A 21,375-nucleotide genomic window follows, 5' to 3' on the forward strand; every position below is an offset into this window, starting at 1 on the left:
GATTTGCGGTGAGCTTCTTGGCTCTCCGCCTGTTCTGTTTGACATCGTAAAGAGAAGATTTGTTCGAACTTCATGGCCCGAAAGGATCATGATTTGTCGCGGGAGACGCTCAATCTCCCGCATATGATGGGTTTGCCTAACCGCACCCTCGAACCGATCTCGAGAAGCTGGTCTTTTTGTGCCAATGACATCAGGCGACAATCCTGCACAGGATTGAGCCGAGGCGACGATCTCTTGGAGGTCGCGCTGAGCGATGATCCTTCGGATCACGCTGAAGCAAAAATCCTTCGGGATTTGGCTGAAGCGACGATCCCTTTGGGATCGCGCTGGTGGGTATTGGCAATGAGAACGATCAAGTGTCTTAAGGGCAATTGGTGGATGCCTTGGCATGCACAGGCGATGAAGGACGTGATACGCTGCGATAAGCTACGGGGAGGTGCGAATACCCTTTGATCCGTAGATTTCCGAATGGGGAAACCCACCTAAGGTGCTTGGAAAATCAGAGCAGCCAGTGGTCGAAAGGCCGACTTGCTGCTGTGGTTTCCAAGGATCTGTTATAGGTAACTTATCCTGAATCCATAGGGATAAAGTGGCGAACGCGGGGAACTGAAACATCTAAGTACCCGTAGGAAAGGACATCAACCGAGACTCCGGCAGTAGTGGCGAGCGAACCCGGACCAGGCCAGTGGCGATGATGAGACAAGCGGAACCTTCTGGAAAGTAGGGCCATAGTGGGTGACAGCCCCGTACGCGTAATGCAAATCATCGTCCTCGAGTAAGGCGGGACACGTGAAATCCTGTCTGAAATTGGGGGGACCACCCTCCAAGCCTAAGTACTCGTGCATGACCGATAGCGAACTAGTACCGTGAGGGAAAGGTGAAAAGCACCCCGACAAGGGGAGTGAAAGAGTACCTGAAACCGATTGCCTACAAACAGTGGGAGCCCGCAAGGGTGACCACGTACCTTTTGTATAATGGGTCAGCGACTTAGTGTGACGAGCAAGCTTAAACCGCTAGGTGTAGGCGCAGCGAAAGCGAGTCTGAACAGGGCGTTCAGTTCGTCGCATTAGACCCGAAACCGAGTGATCTAGCCATGAGCAGGTTGAAGGTAAGGTAACACTTACTGGAGGACCGAACCCATAACTGTTGCAATAGTTCGGGATGACTTGTGGCTAGGGGTGAAAGGCCAATCAAACTCGGAAATAGCTGGTTCTCCGCGAAATCTATTTAGGTAGAGCGTCGACCGAATACCCCAGGGGGTAGAGCACTGGATGGGCTAGGGGTCCTCACCGGATTACCAAACCTAACCAAACTCCGAATACCTGGGAGTACTAGTCGGCAGACACACGGCGGGTGCTAACGTCCGTCGTGAAAAGGGAAACAACCCTGACCTACAGCTAAGGTCCCCAAGTTATGGCTAAGTGGGAAAGGATGTGAGGATCCCAAAACAACCAGGATGTTGGCTTAGAAGCAGCCATCATTTAAAGAAAGCGTAACAGCTCACTGGTCTAAATAAGGGTCTTTGCGCCGAAAATGTAACGGGGCTCAAGCCATACACCGAAGCTTAGGGTGGCGACAATCCTTCGGGATTGCGCTGCGGTAGCGGAGCGTTCTGTAAGCTGATGAAGCCATACCCGTGAGGGGTGGTGGAGGTATCAGAAGTGCGAATGCTGACATGAGTAACGTAAGGGGAGTGAGAGACTCCCCCGCCGAAAGTCCAAGGGTTCCTGCTTAAAGCTAATCTGAGCAGGGTTAGCCGGCCCCTAAGTCGAGGCAGAAATGCGTAGACGATGGGAACCACGTTAATATTCGTGGGCCTGGAGGAAGTGACGGATCATTGAGGTAGTCCAATCTTATCGGATTGAACGGGCTGCTGCGTGGTTCCAGGAAATAGCTCCTCCTTATAGACCGTACCCGAAACCGACACTGGTGGACTGGTAGAGTATACCAAGGCGCTTGAGAGAACTATGCTGAAGGAACTCGGCAAATTGCACGCGTAACTTCGGAAGAAGCGTGACCCTTTTCCACGCAAGTGGAGGAGGGTGGCACAGACCAGGGGGTAGCGACTGTTTATCAAAAACACAGGGCTCTGCGAAGTCGCAAGACGACGTATAGGGTCTGACGCCTGCCCGGTGCTGGAAGGTTAAGAGGAGGGGTGCAAGCTCTGAATCGAAGCCCCAGTAAACGGCGGCCGTAACTATAACGGTCCTAAGGTAGCGAAATTCCTTGTCGGGTAAGTTCCGACCTGCACGAATGGCGTAACGACTTCCCCGCTGTCTCCAGCATAGACTCAGTGAAATTGAATTCCCCGTGAAGATGCGGGGTTCCTGCGGTTAGACGGAAAGACCCCGTGCACCTTTACTATAGCTTTACATTGGCATTCGTAGTGGCATGTGTAGGATAGGTGGTAGGCTTTGAAACCTGGGCGCCAGCTCAGGTGGAGCCATCCTTGAAATACCACCCTTATCACTATGGATGTCTAACCGCGGCCCGTCATCCGGGTCCGGGACAATGTATGGTGGGTAGTTTGACTGGGGCGGTCGCCTCCTAAAGAGTAACGGAGGCGCGCGATGGTGGGCTCAGAACGGTCGGAAATCGTTCGCTGAGTGCAATGGCATAAGCCTGCCTGACTGCGAGACTGACAAGTCGAGCAGAGACGAAAGTCGGTCATAGTGATCCGGTGGTCCCGCGTGGAAGGGCCATCGCTCAACGGATAAAAGGTACGCCGGGGATAACAGGCTGATGACCCCCAAGAGTCCATATCGACGGGGTTGTTTGGCACCTCGATGTCGACTCATCGCATCCTGGGGCTGGAGCAGGTCCCAAGGGTATGGCTGTTCGCCATTTAAAGCGGTACGTGAGTTGGGTTCAGAACGTCGTGAGACAGTTCGGTCCCTATCTGCCGTGGGTGTAGGAATATTGAAAGGATCTGTCCCTAGTACGAGAGGACCGGGATGGACGGATCTCTGGTGGACCTGTTGTGGCGCCAGCCGCATAGCAGGGTAGCTATATCCGGACGGGATAACCGCTGAAGGCATCTAAGCGGGAAACCCACCTTAAAACGAGTATTCCCTGAGAACCGTGGAAGACGACCACGTTGATAGGCCGGGTGTGGAAGAGCGGCAACGCTTGAAGCTTACCGGTACTAATAGTTCGATCGGCTTGATCGTTCTCATTCCCTATGCCCATCTGACGAAGTCAGATGGGCTGTTCTCACTCACGCTCGTTCCGCCCTGCGGGCGGCGCTACGTGGGTGCGGCGCATCGGCGCCGACGGTCGGTCGACCTTGCGAAGCTTCGCTTCGAAAGGCGCCAGGACCAAAGAACGGTAAGGCACATATAAGACCAGCGAACAGCTCAGAGAGCAGAAAATAGGCTTCCCTATTGGCTACTTCCTCATCGCTATTCGCTCAAAAAGCTTCTCGAACAACGTGCGCTTTGCCGACCTGGTGGTTATGGCGGAGCGGCTGCACCCGATCCCATTCCGAACTCGGCCGTGAAACGCTCCAGCGCTGATGGTACTTCGTCTCAAGACGCGGGAGAGTAGGTCGCTGCCAGGTCTGCAAAACGCACGTTGGATCTTCACCTTCACATCGTACTTTCCAAAAATCGAAAATGGGTCGATGTGTGGAAAATCTTCTCTCTACCAAAAGGCCCGCCAATCGGGAACTCGGGCCGCGCAAGCGGCCCTTTCAGTTGGCGCAAGCTTGATTCCAGTGAGCCAAGGCTTACTTCTGAAGTTGACGCGGGGTGGAGCAGCCCGGTAGCTCGTCAGGCTCATAACCTGAAGGTCACAGGTTCAAATCCTGTCCCCGCAACCAAACAAAAACGGCCCGCATCACGCGGGCCGTTTTGCGTTTGGAGGCTGGCGCAGTCGAGTTGAAGTTCTGCAAGGAGGCTGTACGATGGCGGCTTCCGCTTGCTCGGCGGTTTTCCGTTCTTCGCTATGGAACCAACAGCCGGGCCGAATGGTTCCAGCCGTTTGGCCGCGCCGCCATGCAGATCCGGCGCGTCCCTAAGGTAATCAGGATGTTCAAGAATAGGTATTATGCCGAAGCTGTATTGGTTGTCGGAGCGTTGATCATGGGTGGCGAGAAAAGTGCCGTTCAAGCGCAGGAGCGCGATGAGACAGTGGTCCGCGTTGCCGAATTGGTAATCGATCCGGCCCAGCTCGACGCCTACAAGGCCGCCGTCAAAGAAGAGATGCAAGACGCCATCGATTTCGAACCGGGCGTGCTGGCCATCTACTCGGTGGCAGAGAAGGACAAGCCGAATAGTCTTCGGTTCTTCGAGATATACGCCAGCGAGGAAGGGTATCGGGCGCATATCGCATCGCCGCATTTCAAGAAATATGTCGCGACGACGCAGTCGATGATCCTGTCGCGCAAATTGATCGAGACCGTGCCGGTTCAGCTCAGCGCGAAGCCACGGTGACGGCCGTGCATGTTGGGCGCGCCCGCGCTGAACTAATTTAGATAAGCACGTTCGCAACGGAAGAAGTGCCAGAGTCCCACGCCGCAAGCTGACTCAAGCCGCGGTATCCGGCACGGAAGCGATTATGCGGTCGGGTTCAGGCCGCGCCCCTACCGCAGGCTTTCCAGCTCGCGGATGCGTTTGGCGCCGTCGGCCTCGAGCTGCCGGGTGACGGCGCCGATCAGCGTTTCGGCAACGACGAAAAGCGCCGCCGAGGAGTCCCAGGCCGAGGGCACGGCGGTGCGCCCGGCGATGACATGGCGGGCGAAGCGGGCGATCGGCGACAGCCACTGGTCGGTGAACAGCACGATCTGCACGCCACGCTGATGTGCCGTCTCGGCGAAGCGAACCAGGCTGTCCTGGTAGCGCCTGATGTCGAAGATCACCAGCACGTCGCGCTTGCCCATGTCAATCAGCCGGTCGCGCCAGACGCTTTCCTGTCCGGCGAGGTGAAAGACGTTGGGCTGGATGATGGCGAGGTGGGCGGCCATGTAGCGCGCCAGCGGATCGGTGAAGCGGCCGCCGATCAGGAAGGTTTTGCCACGCCGGTCGGCAAGTTTTGCGACGATGTCGGCAAGCTGCTTTTCAGACAGGTGCCTGAACGTCTCGCGCATATTGTCGAGCGTTGCCTCCAGCATCGGCGAGACCGCGCCGCCGTTCGGCGATGGCGGGTTGAGCGTCCGTGAGGCCGGCGACTGCAGTTGCGCCGCCAATTCGTCCTGCAGCGCCGACTGGAATTCCGGGTAGTTCTGGAAGCCGAGCCGGGCGACGAAACGCAGGATGGTCGGCGAGGAGACGCCGGCAGCAGCCGAAAACTCGGCGACGGTCTTCAGGCCGATCAGCGGGTAGCTGGCGATCAGCGTCTGCGCTGCGCGGCGCTCGCCCGCCGGCATCGTGCCGATGCGGTCCGAGATCAGTTCGGCAATGCTCGAAATCATCTTTTCCCACCCTTGGCCGCTTTGCTGAAATCGCATTTGAGCCAAAATCGCGTTTGACAAAGCCGGACAAACTGTATGAAATCATCCACAAGGACGCAATGATGCAAAATACGTAACATACGATACAGCGCTCCCCGGGGACTGCAAACAATGGAGACAGCACGGCCCGCCAGCCCTGCATCGCCTGAAACCGTAGGGGTGACGAACCTCGGCGGATCGAGCCCTTTCGTGCTGACCTGCGACCACGCCTCCAACTTCCTGCCGCCGGAATTCGGAACGCTCGGCCTTGCTGCCGAAGAGCTTTCCCGCCACATCGCCTGGGATCCCGGCGCGCTGCCGGTCGCCCGCCGCATGGCCGCGGCGCTTGACGCGACACTGGTCGAGACCCGCGTTTCGCGGCTGGTCATCGACTGCAACCGGCCGCTCGATGCACCCGATCTGGTGCCGCCGGTCAGCGAGACCACGGCCATTCCGGGCAATGCCGGCCTGTCGGAAATGCAGGTTGCCGCGCGCATCGCCCTTTCCTGGCAACCCTTCCACGATGCGGTTGCGAGCATCATCGACACAAGGCTGGCGGGCGGGCTGGAGACGCGGCTGGTTTCAATCCATTCCTTCAACCCGGTCTACAGGAGCAAGAGCCGGCCCTGGCATATCGGCGTCATCCATGACGAGGATCGTCGGCTGGCAGCGCCGCTTGTCGCGGCGCTGCAGCGGCTCGCCGGCGTCACGGTCGGCGTCAACCAACCCTATTCGCCGGCCGACCGCGTTTATTTTACGCTGGAAAGGCATGCGCGCCCGCTGGGGCTACCCTGCGCGATGATCGAAATCCGCAACGACGAAATATCCGACGAAGCCGGGCAGCGAAAATGGGCGGATCTGCTGACGGGCATCTTCGTTGGCATTCACACGCCGGAAGCATCAACGAGTCCTGAGTCCCTGCCGCGGCGCGGCAGGCAGATTCCGGCCCATCCGATCCGATAATTCGACAGGAAGAGACCGTTGCCCCAAGCCGCACAGCTTTTTGTCCGCTACGTTGACGCGATAAACCATCGCGTCGGACGCGTCGCGATGTACCTGCTGTTCGTCATGGGCGCGATGCTGCTCTACTCGACGCTGTCGCGTATCATTTTCGGCGTGCCGATCAACTGGGTGCTGGAAATGTCGCAGTTCCTGCTCTCCGCCTACTATCTGGTGGGCGGCGCCTATGCCCTGCAACTCGATCAGCATGTGCGGATGGACCTGTTCTACAGCCGCCTCGATGCAAGGAAGCGTGCTATCACCGACGCCATCACCATCCTCTTCGTCATCTTTTTCCTGGTCGTGCTCCTCGGTGGTGGCCTATCGAGCACAAACTACGCCATCCAATACAATCAGAAGAACTACTCGGCCTGGTCGCCCGTGCTCTGGCCGATCAAGGTGGTGATGACGACCGGAGTCTTCCTGATGTTGCTGCAGTGCATCTCCACCTTCATCAAAGACGTGGCCATTGCCCGCGGGAGGCCGATCGCATGAGTTCCGAGGCGATCACTCTATTCATGTTCGGAACCATGATGGTGCTGCTCTTTACCGGGCAGCGCGTCTTCGGCGTCATCGGCTTCGTCGGTTCGGCGGCGGCACTGTGGCTGTGGGGGCAGGGATCGTTCGAGATGCCCTTCAACGCCTCCTTCCAGGTATTGAACTGGTACCCGCTGATCACCGTGCCGTTCTTCATCTTCATGGGCTTCATGTTGTCGGAATCCGGCATGGCCGGCGACCTCTACCGGATGTTCCATGTCTGGTTCGGGCCGGTGCGCGGCGGTCTCGCGCTGGGCACGATCGGCCTGATGGTGCTGATTGCCGCGCTCAATGGCCTGTCGGTCGCCGGCATGGCGATCGGCGCGACGATCGCCCTGCCGCAGTTGCTGCGCCACGGCTACGACAAGTCGATGGTCACCGGCGTCATCCAGGCGGGTTCCTCGCTCGGCATCCTGATACCGCCGAGCGTCGTGCTGGTGCTTTACGCCATGATTGCCCGGCAGCCGGTACTGGATCTGTGGCTGGCCGGGGTTGGCCCCGGCCTGCTGATGGCGCTGATCTTCGGTGTCTATGTCTATCTGCGCTGTCTGATCCAGCCCGAAGCCGGCCCCGCTCTGCCGGCCGAAGAACGCGCGCAGATCACCCGCGCCGAGAAATTCGCCCTGCTCGGGGAAGGTCTGCTGCCGCTTGCCATCTTCGCCGTCATGATGGGCATGTTCATGACCGGCGTGACGAGCCTGGTGGAAAGCTCGGTGGTGGGGGCGGTTCTGGCGATGGCCGGCGCCTGGTGGGCGGGAAACCTGAACCGGAAATCCTTCGAGACGGCGACGCGCAACACGCTGGGCATCAGTTGCATGTTCCTTTGGATCATTCTCGGCGCGCTGTGCTTCAGCTCGGTCTATGATGGGCTGGGCGCGGTAAAGGCAGTCAAGACGCTTTTGATCGACACCTGGGAGTTCAGCCCGTGGACCATCCTGGTGCTGATGCTCCTCTCCTTCATCGTCATGGGAATGTTTCTCGACGACACCGCGATGCTCGTCATCGTCGCGCCGCTCTACATCCCGCTGGTTATCAGCCTTGGCTTCAATCCGATCTGGTTCGGCATCCTTTATACGATCACCTGCCAGATCGCGTACATCACGCCGCCCTTCGGCTATAATCTGTTCCTGATGCGCGCAATGGCGCCGCCCGAGATCACTTTGGTCGACATCTACCGCTCCATCGTGCCTTTCTTCTTCCTGATGGTGCTGTCGCTGATCATCATCATGATTTTCCCGCAGATCGCGCTGTGGCTGCCGAGCCTCTTTTCGGGACGATAGCATGGGCGATGCGTCGAGGAAGGAACCAAAAAGAGGAAGAATGAGCTTCCCGGAAGATCGTGGACCTGCACGCATGCAGGCGTGTCGAAGAGGAGAACGGAACGATGACTGAGCAGAGAAGAAACATAAGCAAGCGCGATTTCCTGCGAAAGGCGGGATTGACGACCGCAGGCGCGGTCGGCGCGTCCACGCTGGCTATGCCCTACGTCAAGGCACAGAGCCCGATCACATGGCGCCTGCAGACCTATGCCGGCCCGGCCCTGGCCGAGCACGTCATCAAGAACTCGATCGACTGGTTCAACAAAGCGGCCAATGGCGAGATGGTGATCGAGCTCTACACCGCAGACCAACTCGTCCCGCAAGGCGAGCTGTTCCGTGCTGTCCAGTCGGGCACGATCGATGCGGCCCAGAGCGACGACGACTCGGCCGCCGCTCCGGTCGACGTCAAGGTCTTCGGCGCTTATTTCCCGCTCGCGGCGCGCTATTCCCTCGATGTGCCGGCGCTGTGGCACTGGCACGGCCTGAAGGAGATCTGGGAAGAGGCCTATGCCGAGATTCCCGACGTGACATGGCTCTCCACCGGGGCCTGGGACCCCTGCAACTTCGGCACGACCAAGCCGATCAAATCCCTCGCCGACCTGCAGGGCCTGCGCGTCTACACCTTCCCTACCGGCGGCCAGTTCCTGTCGCGCTTCGGCGTGGTGCCGGTCTCGCTTCCCTACGAGGACGTGCAACCCGCCATGCAGACCGGAGAACTCGATGGCGTGTGCTGGTGCGGCATCACGGAGATGCATACCGTGGGCTGGGCCGACGCGCTGAAATACTACCTGACGAACCCGCTGTCGGGCGCCTGGGCCGGCTCCTACTTCGTCAATACCGGGAAGTGGAAGGCTGTGCCCGAGCATCTGCAGCAGCTCTTCCGTCTGGCAATCGACGCCTCGCACTACTACCGGCAGCATTGGTACTGGGCTGGCGAGGCCAACTACCGCAACACCGGCAAGCTTGAGCTCACCACCATCCCGGATGCGGAATGGGCGAAGGTCGAGGAAGAGGCAGTAAAGTTCTGGGACGAAATCGCCGCGCAGAGCGAGCGTAGCGCGAAGGTCGTCGAGATCATCAAGAAGTACAATGAGTCGATGAGGAAGGCCGGAGCGCCCTATCGCTACGGCTGATTGCGCAGACAAGGCCGCCCGCCATGGCGGGCGGCTTTGCGAACATAGCTAAGCTATACGCTGTCGTGGATGCCTGGAGTTTTAAATGGCCGGAAATTTCTCGTTCGATCAATTGAAGAAGGCGGTCTCCAGCGGTGAGGTCGACACCGTGCTGGCCTGCATCGTCGACATGCAGGGCCGGCTGGCGGGAAAGCGGTTCCTGGCACAGTATTTCGTCGAGTCCGCCCATGACGAGACGCATGGCTGCAACTATCTCCTGGCCAACGACATCGATATGGAACCGGTGCCCGGCTACAAGGCGGCGAGCTGGTCGAAGGGTTACGGCGACTTCGTCATGAAGCCGGACCTGTCGACGCTGCGGCGCATTCCATGGCTGGAGAAGACGGCGCTGGTGATCTGCGACGTGCTCGACCACCACACCCATGACGACCTGCCGCATTCGCCGCGCGCCATCCTGAAGAAGCAGGTCAAGCGGCTGAGCGAACGCGGCTATATCGGCTATTTCGCCTCCGAACTCGAATTCTATCTGTTCAGCGAAACCTACGATTCCGCCCGCAAGAAGCACTGGCAGGGCCTCGACACGGCCTCGCCCTATATCGGCGACTACCAGATCGGCATCACCACCAAGGAAGAAGGCGTCATGCGCCGGCTGCGCAACGAGATGCAAGCGGCCGGCATTCCGATCGAGAACTCCAAGGGCGAGTGGGGGCCTGGCCAGGAAGAAATCAACGTCCGCTATGCCGAGGCGCTCGAGATGGCCGACCGCCACGTCATCCTGAAGAACGGCGCCAAGGAGATCGCAGAGTCGGAAGGCAAGGCGATCTCGTTCATGGCCAAGTACAATTACGGGCTGGCCGGCAATTCCAGCCATATCCACAATTCGCTGTGGAGCGCCGACGGCGAGACGCCGCTTTTCTACGACAAAAAGGCTGAGTGGACGCTGTCGACGCTCGGCCAGCAATGGGCGGCGGGCCAGCTTAGATATGCCAGGGAATTCACCTGGTTCCTGGCGCCCTACGTCAACTCCTACAAGCGCTTCCAGGCCGGCACCTTCGCGCCGACCAAGATCATGTGGAGCGAGGATAACCGCACCGCCGGCTTCCGCCTGTGCGGCGAGGGCACCAAGGGCATCCGCATGGAATGCCGCATCGGCGGCGCTGACCTCAACCCCTATCTCGCCTTCGCTGCGCTGATTGCGGCCGGCCTTGCCGGCATCGACGAAAAGCTTGAACTGCAAAAACCCTTCGTCGGCGATGCCTATCAAGCCTCGCAGCTGCCGGAAATTCCGAAGACCCTGCGCGATGCCACCGAGACGCTGGCGAAATCGGAGATGCTGAAGCAGGCGCTCGGCGACGGCGTGCTCGAGCATTATGTCCATACGGCGCACTGGGAGCAGTTCGAATACGACCGCCGCATTACCGACTGGGAACTGCACAGGGGGTTCGAACGGTATTGACGGTGTTGTGATTTATGTTAGTGTTGCGATAAATACATCACAACACACGGAGATGATGTTGCCCCAGGGTAGAGGTAAAATCGACAAGGCGTGGTTTCAGGACCAAATGAAAGAGCGTGGCTTGTCGCTGCGCGGCACAGCAGGCCGTATAGGTATGGACCCAGGCGCGCTGTCTCGGACACTGAATGGTGAACGGCGCATGCAGGTCGATGAAATCCATAAGATCGCGGAAATTTTCGGTACTTCGGCAAGCGGGGTCCTGCTTCATCTCGGCTCACCGAACGACGGAAGCACCGAAAATACTCAGGCCTGGCGTCGTCGGGGCTTCATGGAGGAGCAGGTGGATTTCAAAGGTGCAACGGCAATGAATGACGACGACAAAGATCACATCGTGCCGCCGAGGGGTGCTGATCCGTTGTTTGGATGCATGGCCGGGACGCTCACCCTTCTTCCGGATGTCGATTACACCGCACCTGCAGATCCGGATTGGGGCAAGGTGTATGACGACTGATGGAGTGCTGCTCGACACCTGCTTCATGCTGTGGCTCTCAACGGAGCAGCCGGTCACGAGGACGGCGGTCGAGAAGGTGACCAGCGCGCGAAAAAATGGTGGCGTGATCGCGGTTTCCGTCATGTCGGCCTGGGAGATCGGAATGCTTGTCGCCAAAGGCCGGCTTCCGTTCATCAAGTCGCCGCTCGCATGGTTTGAACGGTTTGTGCAAGCCGGGGCAACGAGCGTTGAGGGTATCGACAGCGAGCTTTTGGTCGAGTCTTCGTTCCTGCCTGGTGTCGTTCACAACGATCCGACAGACCGGATTATCATAGCTACGGCGCGTTCGAAGAACCTGGCAATTATCACCCGCGATCGGGCGATCCTTGCCTATGGCGCGGCTGGCTTCGTCAAAACAGTCCCTTGTTGATTTGGAGACCTCCTTGGAAACTATCAAACTCAAATCCCCCATCGATGGTTCGATCTATGCCGAACGGCCTGTGGCCACGGACCAGGCGATCAACGCTGCTGTCGAGCGGGCCAAGGCGGCGCAGGAGAAATGGGCTGAGACGCCGATCGTCGAGCGCGGCAAGTACATGCTTGCCATGCTGGAGGCGCTGGTAGCCATGACCGACGAGATCGTGCCGGAGATTGCCTGGCAGCTGGGTCGTCCGGTGCGCTATGGCGGCGAGTTCGGCGGCGTCAGGGAACGCACCAATTACATGGTCGAGATCGCCGAAGCGGCACTCAAGCCGGTGATGGCCTCCAATCCGAGGGACGGGTTTCGCCGCTATGTGAAGAAGGTGCCGCTCGGCCTGGTCATGGTGATCGCGCCGTGGAACTATCCTTATCTCACCGCCGTCAACACCATCGTGCCGGCGCTGATGGCCGGCAGCGCCGTCATCCTCAAGCACGCGGCGCAGACGCTGCTGGTCGGCGAACGCTTTCAACAGGCTTTCGACAAAGCAGGCCTGCCCAAGGGCCTGTTCCAGAACCTCGTCATGAGCCATGCGCAGACCGAAAAACTGCTCGGCTCGGGCAAGATCGACCATGTCAATTTCACCGGCTCGGTTGCCGGCGGCCGCGCCATCGAAAAGGCCGCGGCTGGCACGTTCATGACGCTCGGCCTCGAACTCGGCGGCAAGGACCCGGCCTACGTCCTCGCCGACGCCAAGATCGACCATGCCGTCGCCAATCTGGTCGACGGCGCCTTCTACAATTCCGGCCAGTGCTGCTGCGGCATCGAGCGCGTCTATGTCCATGAGAAGGTCTATGACGAGTTCGTCGAAGGCTTCATCGCCGAAACCAGGAACTACGTCGTCGGCAACCCGCTCGATCAGGCGACGACGATGGGGCCGATGGCACAGGCGCGCTTTGCCGACCTGATCCGCGAGCAGAAGGCCGAGGCGCTGCGCAAGGGTGCCAGGGTGCACATCAACATGAAGGTGGCCAATGACGAGCCAGGCTCGCCCTATCTGGCGCCGGAAGTGCTGACCGGCGTCGACCACCAGATGAGCGTCATGCGCGAGGAAAGCTTTGGGCCGATCGTCGGCATCATGAAGGTGCGCAACGACGAGGAGGCGATCGCGCTGATGAACGACAGCCCCTACGGGCTGACGGCCTCGATCTGGACGCGCGACACCGAGCATGCGGCGGCGATCGGTGATCGCGTCGAGACCGGCACCGTGTTCATGAACCGCTGCGACTATCTCGATCCGGCGCTGGTCTGGACCGGCGTCAAGGACACCGGCAAGGGCGCCGCCCTGTCGGCCATCGGTTACGACAATCTGACGAGGCCGAAATCATATCATCTGCGCGAAGCCATCTGATTTTTTCGAAAGACAAAAATGACAAAATTGATTTCCAAATGGAACTACCCGACAACCGTGCGCTTCGGCGCGGGGCGTATCAAGGAATTGCCTGATGTGCTTGATGCCACCGGCATCAAACGGCCGCTGTTCGTCACCGATCCAGGGCTGGCCAAACTTCCGGTCGTCGCCTCGACGTTGAAGATCCTCGACGGTGCCAAGGTGCCCTATGGCGTGTTTTCCGAGGTCAAGCCGAACCCGGTCGACTCCAACCTGACCGCCGGAATTGCCGTGTTCAAGAAGGGCAAGCATGACGGCGTCATCGCCTTCGGCGGCGGCTCGGCGCTCGACCTCGGCAAGCTGATCGCCTTCCAGGCCGGCCAGACGCGGCCGGTCTGGGATTTCGAGGATATCGGCGACTGGTGGACGCGCGCCAACTCCGACGCGATCGCGCCGATCATCGCCGTGCCGACCACGGCCGGCACCGGCTCGGAGGTCGGCCGCGCCGGCGTCATCACCAATGAAGCGACCCACACCAAGAAGGTGATCTTCCATCCGAAACTTTTGCCGGCCATCGTCATCGCTGATCCGGAACTGTCGGTCGGCATGCCCGGCTTCATCACCGCCGGCACCGGCATGGACGCACTCGCCCATTGCCTCGAAGCCTATTGCGCGCCGGGCTATCATCCGATGGCCGACGGCATCGCCGTCGAGGGCGTGCGGCTCGTCTTCGAAAACCTGCCGAAAGCCTATGCCAACGGCAGGGATCTCGTCGCCCGCGCCCACATGATGAGCGCGGCCGCGATGGGCGCTGCCGCCTTCCAGAAAGGGCTGGGCGCCATCCACTCGCTGTCGCATCCGGTCGGCGCACTTTACGACACCCATCATGGCATGACCAACGCCGTGTTCATGCCCTATGTGCTGGCCTTCAACCGCGACGCCATCGAGGCGCAGATCGCCCGGCTCGCGGCTTATTGCGGCATCAAGGGCGGCTTCGACGGTTTCGCCAAGGCCGTCATCAAGTTGCGCAAGGAATTGAAGGTGCCGCATGCGCTGCCGGGCCTGATCAACGGGCTCGACATGGACAAGAAGCGCAAGGGGCTGATCGCCGACATGGCGGTGGTCGATCCGACCGCCGGCGGCAACCCGGTCAAGCTGACCAGGAAGGCGGCGCTGACGCTGCTCGACAACGCCATTGCCGGCACCGTCTGAGACAATATTCGCGTCGGAATCCGATCTGGAAAATGAAACTGATTTGGAAGGCAACAAAGGGGGAGAGATGAAAGGTAAGACGGAAACTCGTTAGCCGGAGAAATAATCGCGAGGCGATTGCTACAGCCGGTTAAAAAGAGTTTACTTTTCGTACTGCAGGGTAGCGCTTTCACAAAGCTTTCATCGCGCTGTCACACGAAAACGATACCGCATCGCAGGCGTCCAACGGCGTCAGTTCAACGGAGAGAACACATGTTCAAATTCACGGGAAAAGTGCTTTCCCTTACGGCCGTCGCCCTGATGGCGACCTCTGCCATCTCGTCGGCGCAGTCCATGGATGAACTGGTCGCCGCCGCCAAGGCGGAAGGCCAGCTCACCACCATCGCGCTGCCGCACAGCTGGTGCGGCTATGGCGACGTCATCGCCGGATTCAAGGCGAAATATCCGGAAATCACCGTCAACGAACTCAATCCCGACGCCGGCTCCGGCGACGAGATTGAGGCGATCAAGGCCAACAAGGACAATAAGGGGCCGCAAGCGCCTGACGTTATCGACGTCGGCCTGTCTTTCGGCCCGTCCGCCAAGGCAGACGGCCTGATCCAACCTTACAAGGTGTCGACCTGGGACACGATCCCTGACAGCGCCAAGGATGCCGATGGCTATTGGTATGGCGACTACTACGGCGTGCTCGCCTTCGGCGTGAACAAGGCCGTCGTGCAGAACGCCCCACAGGACTGGGCTGACCTGCAGAAGCCGGAATATGCCAATTCGGTGGCGCTCGCCGGTGACCCGCGCTCGTCGAACAACGCGGTCATGTCGGTGTACGCCGCTGGCCTCGCGGCTGGCGGTACCGGCGGCCAGGATGCCGCCGCCAAGGGTCTGCAGTTTTTCAAGCAGCTCAACGATGCCGGCAACTTTGTGCCGGTCGACGGTGAAGCGGCAGCTGTCGCCCAAGGTACGACACCGATCGTGATGAACTGGGACTACAACCTGCTGGCCATGCGCGACAAGATGGCCGGCAATCCGGAAATCGAAATCGTCGTGCCAAAGAGCGCGGTGGTCGCAGGCGTCTACGTGCAGGCGATCAGCGCCTATGCGCCGCATCCGAACGCCGCCAAGCTGTGGATGGAGTATCTCTACTCGGACGAAGGCCAACTCGGCTGGCTGAAGGGCTACTGCCACCCGATCCGCTTCAACGACCTCGCCAAGAAGGGCGTGATCCCGAAGGAGATGCTGGACAAGTTGCCGGCCGCCGAGAACTACGAAAAAGCGATCTTCCCAACCTTGGAGGAGCAGAACGCCGCCAAGAAGGAAATCAGCACGAACTGGGATGCCATCGTTGGCGCCGTCGTGAAGTAATTCATAGGGCGCCGGTCGGTTCGCCGCCCCGGCGCCCTATGCCAAGTTCGGGAAGTCCATGGCAGACTCCACAATGTCCCAGACAGCCAGCGTCAGGCCTGGCGCGCCGGAGATCAGCCGCCTTCGGCTGCCACTGCATTGGTTGGGCGTAGCTCCGTTCTTCATTTTCGCACTGCTCTTTCTGATCCTGCCCACGATAGGGCTGATCGCGGGCGCGTTCAAAAATGCGGCTGGCGACTATACGCTCGACAACATCATCGCGTTGTCGCAGCCCAAGCTCGCAGCGGCCTATTGGGTGTCCATTCAGATCAGCTTTGTCTCTGCGGTCCTTGGCGCCCTGATCGGCCTGGCAATGGCCGTAGCAGTGATTCGCGGCGGCTTGCCGCCGTGGTTGCGCTCGGCGACCCTGACCTTCTCGGGCGTCGCCTCGAATTTCGCCGGCGTGCCGCTGGCATTCTCGTTCATCGCGACGCTAGGCCGGCTCGGCGTGGCGACGATCCTGTTGCGAGACATTTTCGGCATTAACATCTATTCGCTCGGCTTCAGCATCTTTTCGTTCTGGGGCCTGATCCTCACCTACCTCTATTTCCAGATTCCATTGATGATCGTCATCATCACGCCGGCGGTCGATGGGCTGAAGAAGGAATGGGGCGAAGCTGCCGCCACGCTCGGTGCAACCAATTGGCAATATTGGCGCATGGTGGTGATCCCCGTCTTGTGGCCGAGTTTTCTCGGGACGACGGTCCTGCTCTTTGCCAACGCGTTCGGCGCGGTCGCAACGGCCTATGCACTGACCGGGCCGTCACTCAACATCGTGCCCATCCAGCTGTTCGCGCAGATTCGCGGCGACGTGCTTTACAATCCGAATCTAGGCTATGCGCTTGCATTCGGCATGATCGTCATCACCGGCCTGGCCAATCTCTTCTACATCCTGTTCCAGCGGCGAGCCGAACGGTGGCTGAAATGAAGCAAGGCAACCGTTTTTGGGCCTGGCTGGTTTTTGGCGTGGGAACCACCTATTTTATCCTGCCGCTTTTGGCGACCTTTGAATTCTCCTTGCGTAAGCGGCGAGGGGAATACTCGTTTGACGCCTACCGCTCGGTCTTCGAAGATCCGAATTTCCAAGCGACCTTTACCTATTCCGTCGTTGTGGCGATCTTCACCATCCTTTTGGGCGTGCTCCTCGTTGTCCCGACGGCCTACTGGATACGGCTGCGGCTACCGCATCTGCGGCCGATCGTAGAGTTCATCACCCTGCTGCCGCTGGTTATCCCCGCCATCGTCATCGTCTTCGGCTACATCAGAATGTTCGGTTCGAATTCAACGTTGCCTTTTCTGGCGACGGCGCGCGGCGCCGATGCTCTGCTGGTCATCGGCTATGCAGTGCTGGCGCTGCCTTATATGTACCGGGCGGTCGATACCGGTCTCAGGACCATCGACGTCAGAACGCTCACCGAAGCCGCACAAATCCTCGGCGCCGGCTGGACCACCATCATCGTCCGCATCATCCTGCCGAATGTGTTGATCGCCGTCCTATCCGGCGCGTTCCTGAGTTTTGCCATCGTCATCGGCGAGTTCACCATGGCCTCGCTGCTGAATCGCCCGGCCTTCGGCCCCTATCTGCAGAACATTGGCGCCAACACTGCCTATGAGCCGTCGGCACTGGCGCTCATTTCGTTCGCCATCACCTGGGGCTGCATGTCGCTGATCCAAATCCTGTCGCGTTTTGCGCCGCGATCGGCGAACCGGCCAAACTGATCGACAAAGTACCGACCGAAAGAAAAGCCATGGCTGAGCCATTCCTCTCCATCCAGCAGGTTCGAAAATCCTTCGGCGCCACCACCGTCGTCGAGGATTTTAACCTCGAAGTCGAGCCGGGCGAATTCGTCTCCTTCCTCGGGCCATCGGGCTGCGGCAAGACGACAGTGCTGCGTATGGTCGCCGGCTTCGAGGAGCCGAGCGCCGGCAAGATCGTCGTGGCCGGCAAGGACATCACCCGGCTCAAACCAAACCAGCGCAATGTCGGCATGGTGTTCCAGGCCTATGCGCTGTTTCCAAACCTGACCGTGGCGCAAAACATCGGCTTCGGGCTGAAGGTCGCCGGCATGCCTAAGGCCGATGCCGACAGGCGCGTCGCCGAGATGCTCGACCTCATCAAGCTGCCGCAGATGGGCGACCGCTATCCCTACCAACTCTCCGGCGGTCAACAGCAGCGTATCGCGCTGGCGCGGGCGATTGCGCCGAAGCCGAAGCTCCTGCTGCTCGACGAGCCGCTGTCGGCGCTCGACGCCAAGGTGCGCGTGTCGCTGCGCGAGGAAATCCGCTCGATCCAGAAGAAGCTCGGCATCACCACCGTCTTCGTCACCCACGACCAGGAAGAGGCGTTGTCGATCTCCGACCGCATCGCCGTCATGTATGGCGGCAAGGCCGAGCAGGTCGGCACCCCGTTCGAGATCTACAACCGGCCGGCGACCAAGTTCGTCGCCAATTTCGTCGGCACACTGAACGTGCTCGAGGGCACCGTCACCGATGCAACGTCGGGCAAGGTGCGCGTCAATTCGCAAGAGATCTCGCTGCATGGAAAGCTCAACGGCTCCAGGTCCGGCGACACGCTGTCGCTGGCGCTGCGGCCCGAGGCGATTTCGCTCGGCCGCCATCCCGGCCGCGACGCGAGCCTTTCGGGCGAGATCACCGAAGTGCATTTCCTCGGCTCGGTCATCCGGGTTCGCGTTGGCATCGGCGGCAGCACGGTGTCGCTCGACACGTTCAACAGCCCGGCCACCCCGCCGCCCGCCGTCGGCGAAAGGGCCGAGATTTCGTTCTCGTCGGGCGACATGCTGGTGCTGCATTAGGGGAAGAGTGAATGGTGAATGGTGAATAGTGAATAGTAGAAGGCACTTGACGCGCCGAAATTTCTCTGCGGCAACCATTCACCATTCACCATTCACCATTCACCATTCACCATTCACCATTCACCATTCACCATTCACCATTCACCATTCACCGCAGCCAATGCCGTCGCCTTTTTTTGCAGTGCCAATCGCCCGGCTTCGCCGCTACGATGACGCATGGCACTTTTCGAGCTGACCCTTGTTCTCCTGCTGATTGCCGTCGCGCTGGCGGCGTTGTCGCGGCGTCTCCAGGTTCCTTATCCCTCCTTGCTGGCGTTGGCCGGCGCAGGCATCGCCTTCCTACCGTTTGCGCCGACCATCGAGATCGATCCCGAACTGGCGCTCGCCTTGTTCGTCGCGCCCGTGCTTCTTGACGCGGCTTACGACACCTCGCTGCGCGACCTCAATCGCTATAGGCTGCCGCTCGTCTTGCTGGCGCTTGGCGCCGTCATTTTCACCACTGCGACCGTCGCGCTCGTCGGATGGACAATGGCAGGCCTGCCGATCGCTGCGGCTATTGCCCTTGGCGCGATCGTGGCGCCGCCCGATGCCGTCGCGGCGTCGGCCGTGCTTGGACAGTTCAAGGTGCCGCACCGCGTCACCGCGATCCTGCAAGGCGAAAGCCTGCTCAACGACGCCACGGCACTCCTGATCTACCGTATGGCGGTTTCCGCCGCTGCCGGCTCCATCCTGCTGAGCAGCGCTGTTCCGATGATCTTGCTGTCGACGGTCGGCAGCCTTGCCGCTGGTTACGTGCTCGGCCGATTGTCTCTCGCCACGCTCAGCCGGATCGAGGACCCGGCGAGCGGCACTGTGGTGCAATTTGCCGGAACGTTCGGCGTCTGGATCCTGGCCGACAGCATCGGGCTCTCCGCCATTATAACAATCGTCGTCTATGCCATGACCATCGCGCGCACCGCGCCGCGCCGCATGCCGGCCAGAAATCGCGTCAGCTCCTATTCGGTCTGGGAGACGGCGGTGTTCGTGCTCAACGTGTTGGCCTTCGTTCTGATGGGACTGCAGGCACGGTCGATCGTCGGCCGGCTGGCCGAACAGGGGCAAGCCGAGGCGTTTGTCTTTGCCGCAGCCGTGCTGGCTGTCGTCATCGTCTCGCGTCTCGTCTGGGTGCTGGGATGCGGCGCGATCATGAGGTGGCTTGCCAGCTTCGGTGACGCAGAACGGCAGGCCGAAGCCCCGTCGTTTCGCGGCGGCGTGCTGATCGGCTGGTGCGGCATGCGCGGCCTCGTCACCCTTGCGGCAGCGTTTGCCTTGCCGGCTGACTTTCCCGGTCGCGACCCGATCGTACTCGCCGCGTTCTCGGTCGTGCTCGGCACCCTGGTGCTGCAAGGCATCAGCCTGAGGCCGCTGCTGGGCTTGCTTCGTCTCGATCCGGACGAGACTGTCGACCGCGAGGTCGCGCAGGCGCGCGTCGCCATCATGCAGGCAGCGTTGGACGTGTTGAGCGGCAAGACATCGAATGCCGCGGCCGTGGTCCGCGAGCAATTTGCCGCACAGCGCACGATCGCTGAAAACCCGAAGGATGCCCAGGCAGCGACCGAGTACGACAGGTTGCGCCTCTATGCCATCAAGAGCCAGCGTGACGCGCTGGAACAGCTGCGTGTCGACGGAACGATCGGCGACGAAGCGTATCATCGCCTGGAGGAGGAAATCGACTGGTCGGAATTGGCCGCTTCTCCGCCAGGACGTTTCCAGCCGCTGACGACTTAGCCGCGCGCTGTCTGGCCCAAGCTCTCTCCACCCGGCTGCACATTGCAGCCGGTCCGCCGAATCGCTACTGCCTTCAGGAAATTGAGCCGGATAAGCAATGAAGCTGGTCAGCTACAACATCCAGTACGGGTTCGGCGGCGATGGTCGCTACGATCTGGCGCGCTGCACCAATATAGTCGCTGGCGCAGACATCATCGCGCTGCAGGAGGTGGAACGGCACTGGCTGCGGACCAACGAGGACGACCAGCCGGAAATCCTTTCGCGACTGCTGCCTGATTATCACTGGGTCTACGGGCCGGCGTTCGACATGGACGCCAGCGAGCGGCGTGACGGCCGCATTGTCAACCGGCGGCGGCAATTCGGCACCATGCTCCTGTCCAAGCTGCCGATCGTCTGGTCGCGCCTGCACACGCTGCCGCTGCGCCGCACCGTGCGTCCGCTCAACACCCGCAACGCGGCGCTGGAATGCATGATCCACACCCCGGCCGGCCCGGTGCGGGTGCTGTCGCTGCATCTGGCGCATATTGCCGCCGAAGAGCGGCTGGAGCAGATCGATTATCTGCTCGCCGAGCATCGCCGGGCGCCGTTCGACGGCGGCCCGTGGAGCGGCGCCGACGATGAGCCCGCGCGCAACTGGAGCAATGGCGAGCCGGAGCCGGAAAACCCGCTGGCGGCGATCTGGATGGGCGATTTCAACATGGAGCCGGGCAGCGCCGAGTACCGGCGCATCGTTGGCAGCACGCCCTATCATCGCGGTGCCGCTTATCTCGGCGGTTTTGTCGATGCCGCCGCCGTCGCCAGCGAACCGACGGCGGATTTCCACACCCATGTGAAGACCATCGACGGCAGGCTGGCAAAGCGACGGCTCGACCACTGCTTCGTCGGCGGAATGTTGGCGGGACGGGTGCGCTCGGTCAGCGCCGATATCGGCGAAATCGCCTCGGACCATTTTCCGCTGCGCGTCGACATCGACCTGGAAACGCCGTTCGCGACGGGGGCCGAAGGCGGATGAGCC

17 protein-coding genes, 1 tRNA gene and 2 rRNA genes are annotated in these 21,375 nt (G+C 60.4%); 19 read left to right on the plus strand and 1 reads right to left on the minus strand.

Annotated features, from left to right (window positions below; translation table 11 throughout):
* Positions 1–350 precede the first annotated feature (350 nt).
* The 4 genes from JG739_RS08240 to JG739_RS08255 all read left to right on the plus strand — a co-directional run bounded on the left by JG739_RS08240 (position 351) and on the right by JG739_RS08255 (position 4,433).
* A 23S ribosomal RNA gene (locus JG739_RS08240) occupies positions 351–3,170 on the plus strand.
* A gap of 274 nt (positions 3,171–3,444) precedes the next feature.
* A 5S ribosomal RNA gene (gene rrf, locus JG739_RS08245) occupies positions 3,445–3,559 on the plus strand.
* 184 nt (positions 3,560–3,743) lie between these two features.
* Positions 3,744–3,820 (plus strand) — tRNA-Met (locus JG739_RS08250).
* Positions 3,821–4,028: 208 nt separating this feature from the next.
* Entirely contained in the window at positions 4,029–4,433 is a 405-nt protein-coding gene (locus JG739_RS08255; RefSeq protein ID WP_244749742.1) for a putative quinol monooxygenase, read from the plus strand.
* Between the two features lie 149 nt (positions 4,434–4,582).
* On the opposite strand, the gene JG739_RS08260 is transcribed toward JG739_RS08255, so the two are convergent.
* Positions 4,583–5,410, minus strand: a complete 828-nt coding sequence (locus JG739_RS08260; protein WP_202366030.1) for a MurR/RpiR family transcriptional regulator — start codon at positions 5,408–5,410, stop codon at positions 4,583–4,585.
* 150 nt (positions 5,411–5,560) lie between these two features.
* On the opposite strand from JG739_RS08260, the gene JG739_RS08265 reads away from it, so the two are divergent.
* The 15 genes from JG739_RS08265 (at position 5,561) to JG739_RS08335 (ending at position 21,372) form a co-directional block, all read left to right on the plus strand.
* Positions 5,561–6,391, plus strand: coding sequence for an N-formylglutamate amidohydrolase (locus JG739_RS08265; protein WP_202366031.1), 831 nt, complete (start codon positions 5,561–5,563; stop codon positions 6,389–6,391).
* Positions 6,392–6,409: 18 nt separating this feature from the next.
* Positions 6,410–6,922, plus strand: coding sequence for a TRAP transporter small permease subunit (locus JG739_RS08270; RefSeq protein ID WP_202366032.1), 513 nt, complete (start codon positions 6,410–6,412; stop codon positions 6,920–6,922).
* Positions 6,919–8,244 carry a TRAP transporter large permease gene (locus JG739_RS08275; protein ID WP_202366033.1) on the plus strand — a complete coding sequence of 442 codons (1,326 nt, stop codon included), beginning with the start codon at positions 6,919–6,921 and terminating at the stop codon, positions 8,242–8,244. The genes JG739_RS08270 and JG739_RS08275 overlap by 4 nt, the downstream gene beginning before the upstream one ends.
* Before the next feature lie 104 nt (positions 8,245–8,348).
* On the plus strand, positions 8,349–9,416 hold the full coding sequence (locus JG739_RS08280; RefSeq protein ID WP_202366034.1) for a TRAP transporter substrate-binding protein: 1,068 nt from the start codon (positions 8,349–8,351) through the stop codon (positions 9,414–9,416).
* 85 nt (positions 9,417–9,501) lie between these two features.
* A complete protein-coding gene (locus JG739_RS08285) occupies positions 9,502–10,872 on the plus strand; it encodes a glutamine synthetase family protein (RefSeq protein ID WP_202366035.1) in 1,371 nt (456 codons plus the stop codon).
* A gap of 106 nt (positions 10,873–10,978) precedes the next feature.
* On the plus strand, positions 10,979–11,383 hold the full coding sequence (locus JG739_RS08290) for a helix-turn-helix domain-containing protein (RefSeq protein ID WP_202366036.1): 405 nt from the start codon (positions 10,979–10,981) through the stop codon (positions 11,381–11,383).
* A 4-nt stretch (positions 11,384–11,387) separates the two neighbouring features.
* Positions 11,388–11,792, plus strand: coding sequence for a type II toxin-antitoxin system VapC family toxin (locus JG739_RS08295; RefSeq protein ID WP_244749744.1), 405 nt, complete (start codon positions 11,388–11,390; stop codon positions 11,790–11,792).
* A complete protein-coding gene (locus JG739_RS08300; RefSeq protein ID WP_202366037.1) occupies positions 11,755–13,191 on the plus strand; it encodes an aldehyde dehydrogenase family protein in 1,437 nt (478 codons plus the stop codon). The genes JG739_RS08295 and JG739_RS08300 overlap by 38 nt, the downstream gene beginning before the upstream one ends.
* Before the next feature lie 18 nt (positions 13,192–13,209).
* Positions 13,210–14,382: an iron-containing alcohol dehydrogenase gene (locus tag JG739_RS08305; RefSeq protein ID WP_202366038.1), complete on the plus strand. Its 1,173-nt coding sequence runs from the start codon at positions 13,210–13,212 to the stop codon at positions 14,380–14,382.
* A gap of 252 nt (positions 14,383–14,634) precedes the next feature.
* Positions 14,635–15,741, plus strand: a complete 1,107-nt coding sequence (locus tag JG739_RS08310; protein WP_202366039.1) for an ABC transporter substrate-binding protein — start codon at positions 14,635–14,637, stop codon at positions 15,739–15,741.
* A 73-nt stretch (positions 15,742–15,814) separates the two neighbouring features.
* Positions 15,815–16,708 carry an ABC transporter permease gene (locus tag JG739_RS08315; protein WP_202366040.1) on the plus strand — a complete coding sequence of 298 codons (894 nt, stop codon included), beginning with the start codon at positions 15,815–15,817 and terminating at the stop codon, positions 16,706–16,708.
* Positions 16,705–17,499, plus strand: a complete 795-nt coding sequence (locus JG739_RS08320; protein ID WP_202366041.1) for an ABC transporter permease — start codon at positions 16,705–16,707, stop codon at positions 17,497–17,499. The genes JG739_RS08315 and JG739_RS08320 overlap by 4 nt, the downstream gene beginning before the upstream one ends.
* 29 nt (positions 17,500–17,528) lie before the next feature.
* Positions 17,529–18,593 carry an ABC transporter ATP-binding protein gene (locus JG739_RS08325; RefSeq protein WP_202366042.1) on the plus strand — a complete coding sequence of 355 codons (1,065 nt, stop codon included), beginning with the start codon at positions 17,529–17,531 and terminating at the stop codon, positions 18,591–18,593.
* Positions 18,594–18,809: 216 nt separating this feature from the next.
* Complete coding sequence (locus tag JG739_RS08330) at positions 18,810–20,360, plus strand: cation:proton antiporter (RefSeq protein ID WP_202366043.1); 1,551 nt, start codon at positions 18,810–18,812, stop codon at positions 20,358–20,360.
* A gap of 97 nt (positions 20,361–20,457) precedes the next feature.
* Positions 20,458–21,372, plus strand: coding sequence for an endonuclease/exonuclease/phosphatase family protein (locus tag JG739_RS08335; protein ID WP_202366044.1), 915 nt, complete (start codon positions 20,458–20,460; stop codon positions 21,370–21,372).
* The last annotated feature ends 3 nt before the right edge of the window (positions 21,373–21,375 follow it).

This window comes from Mesorhizobium sp. L-2-11 (genome assembly GCF_016756595.1).
Classification (GTDB): Bacteria; Pseudomonadota; Alphaproteobacteria; order Rhizobiales; family Rhizobiaceae; genus Mesorhizobium.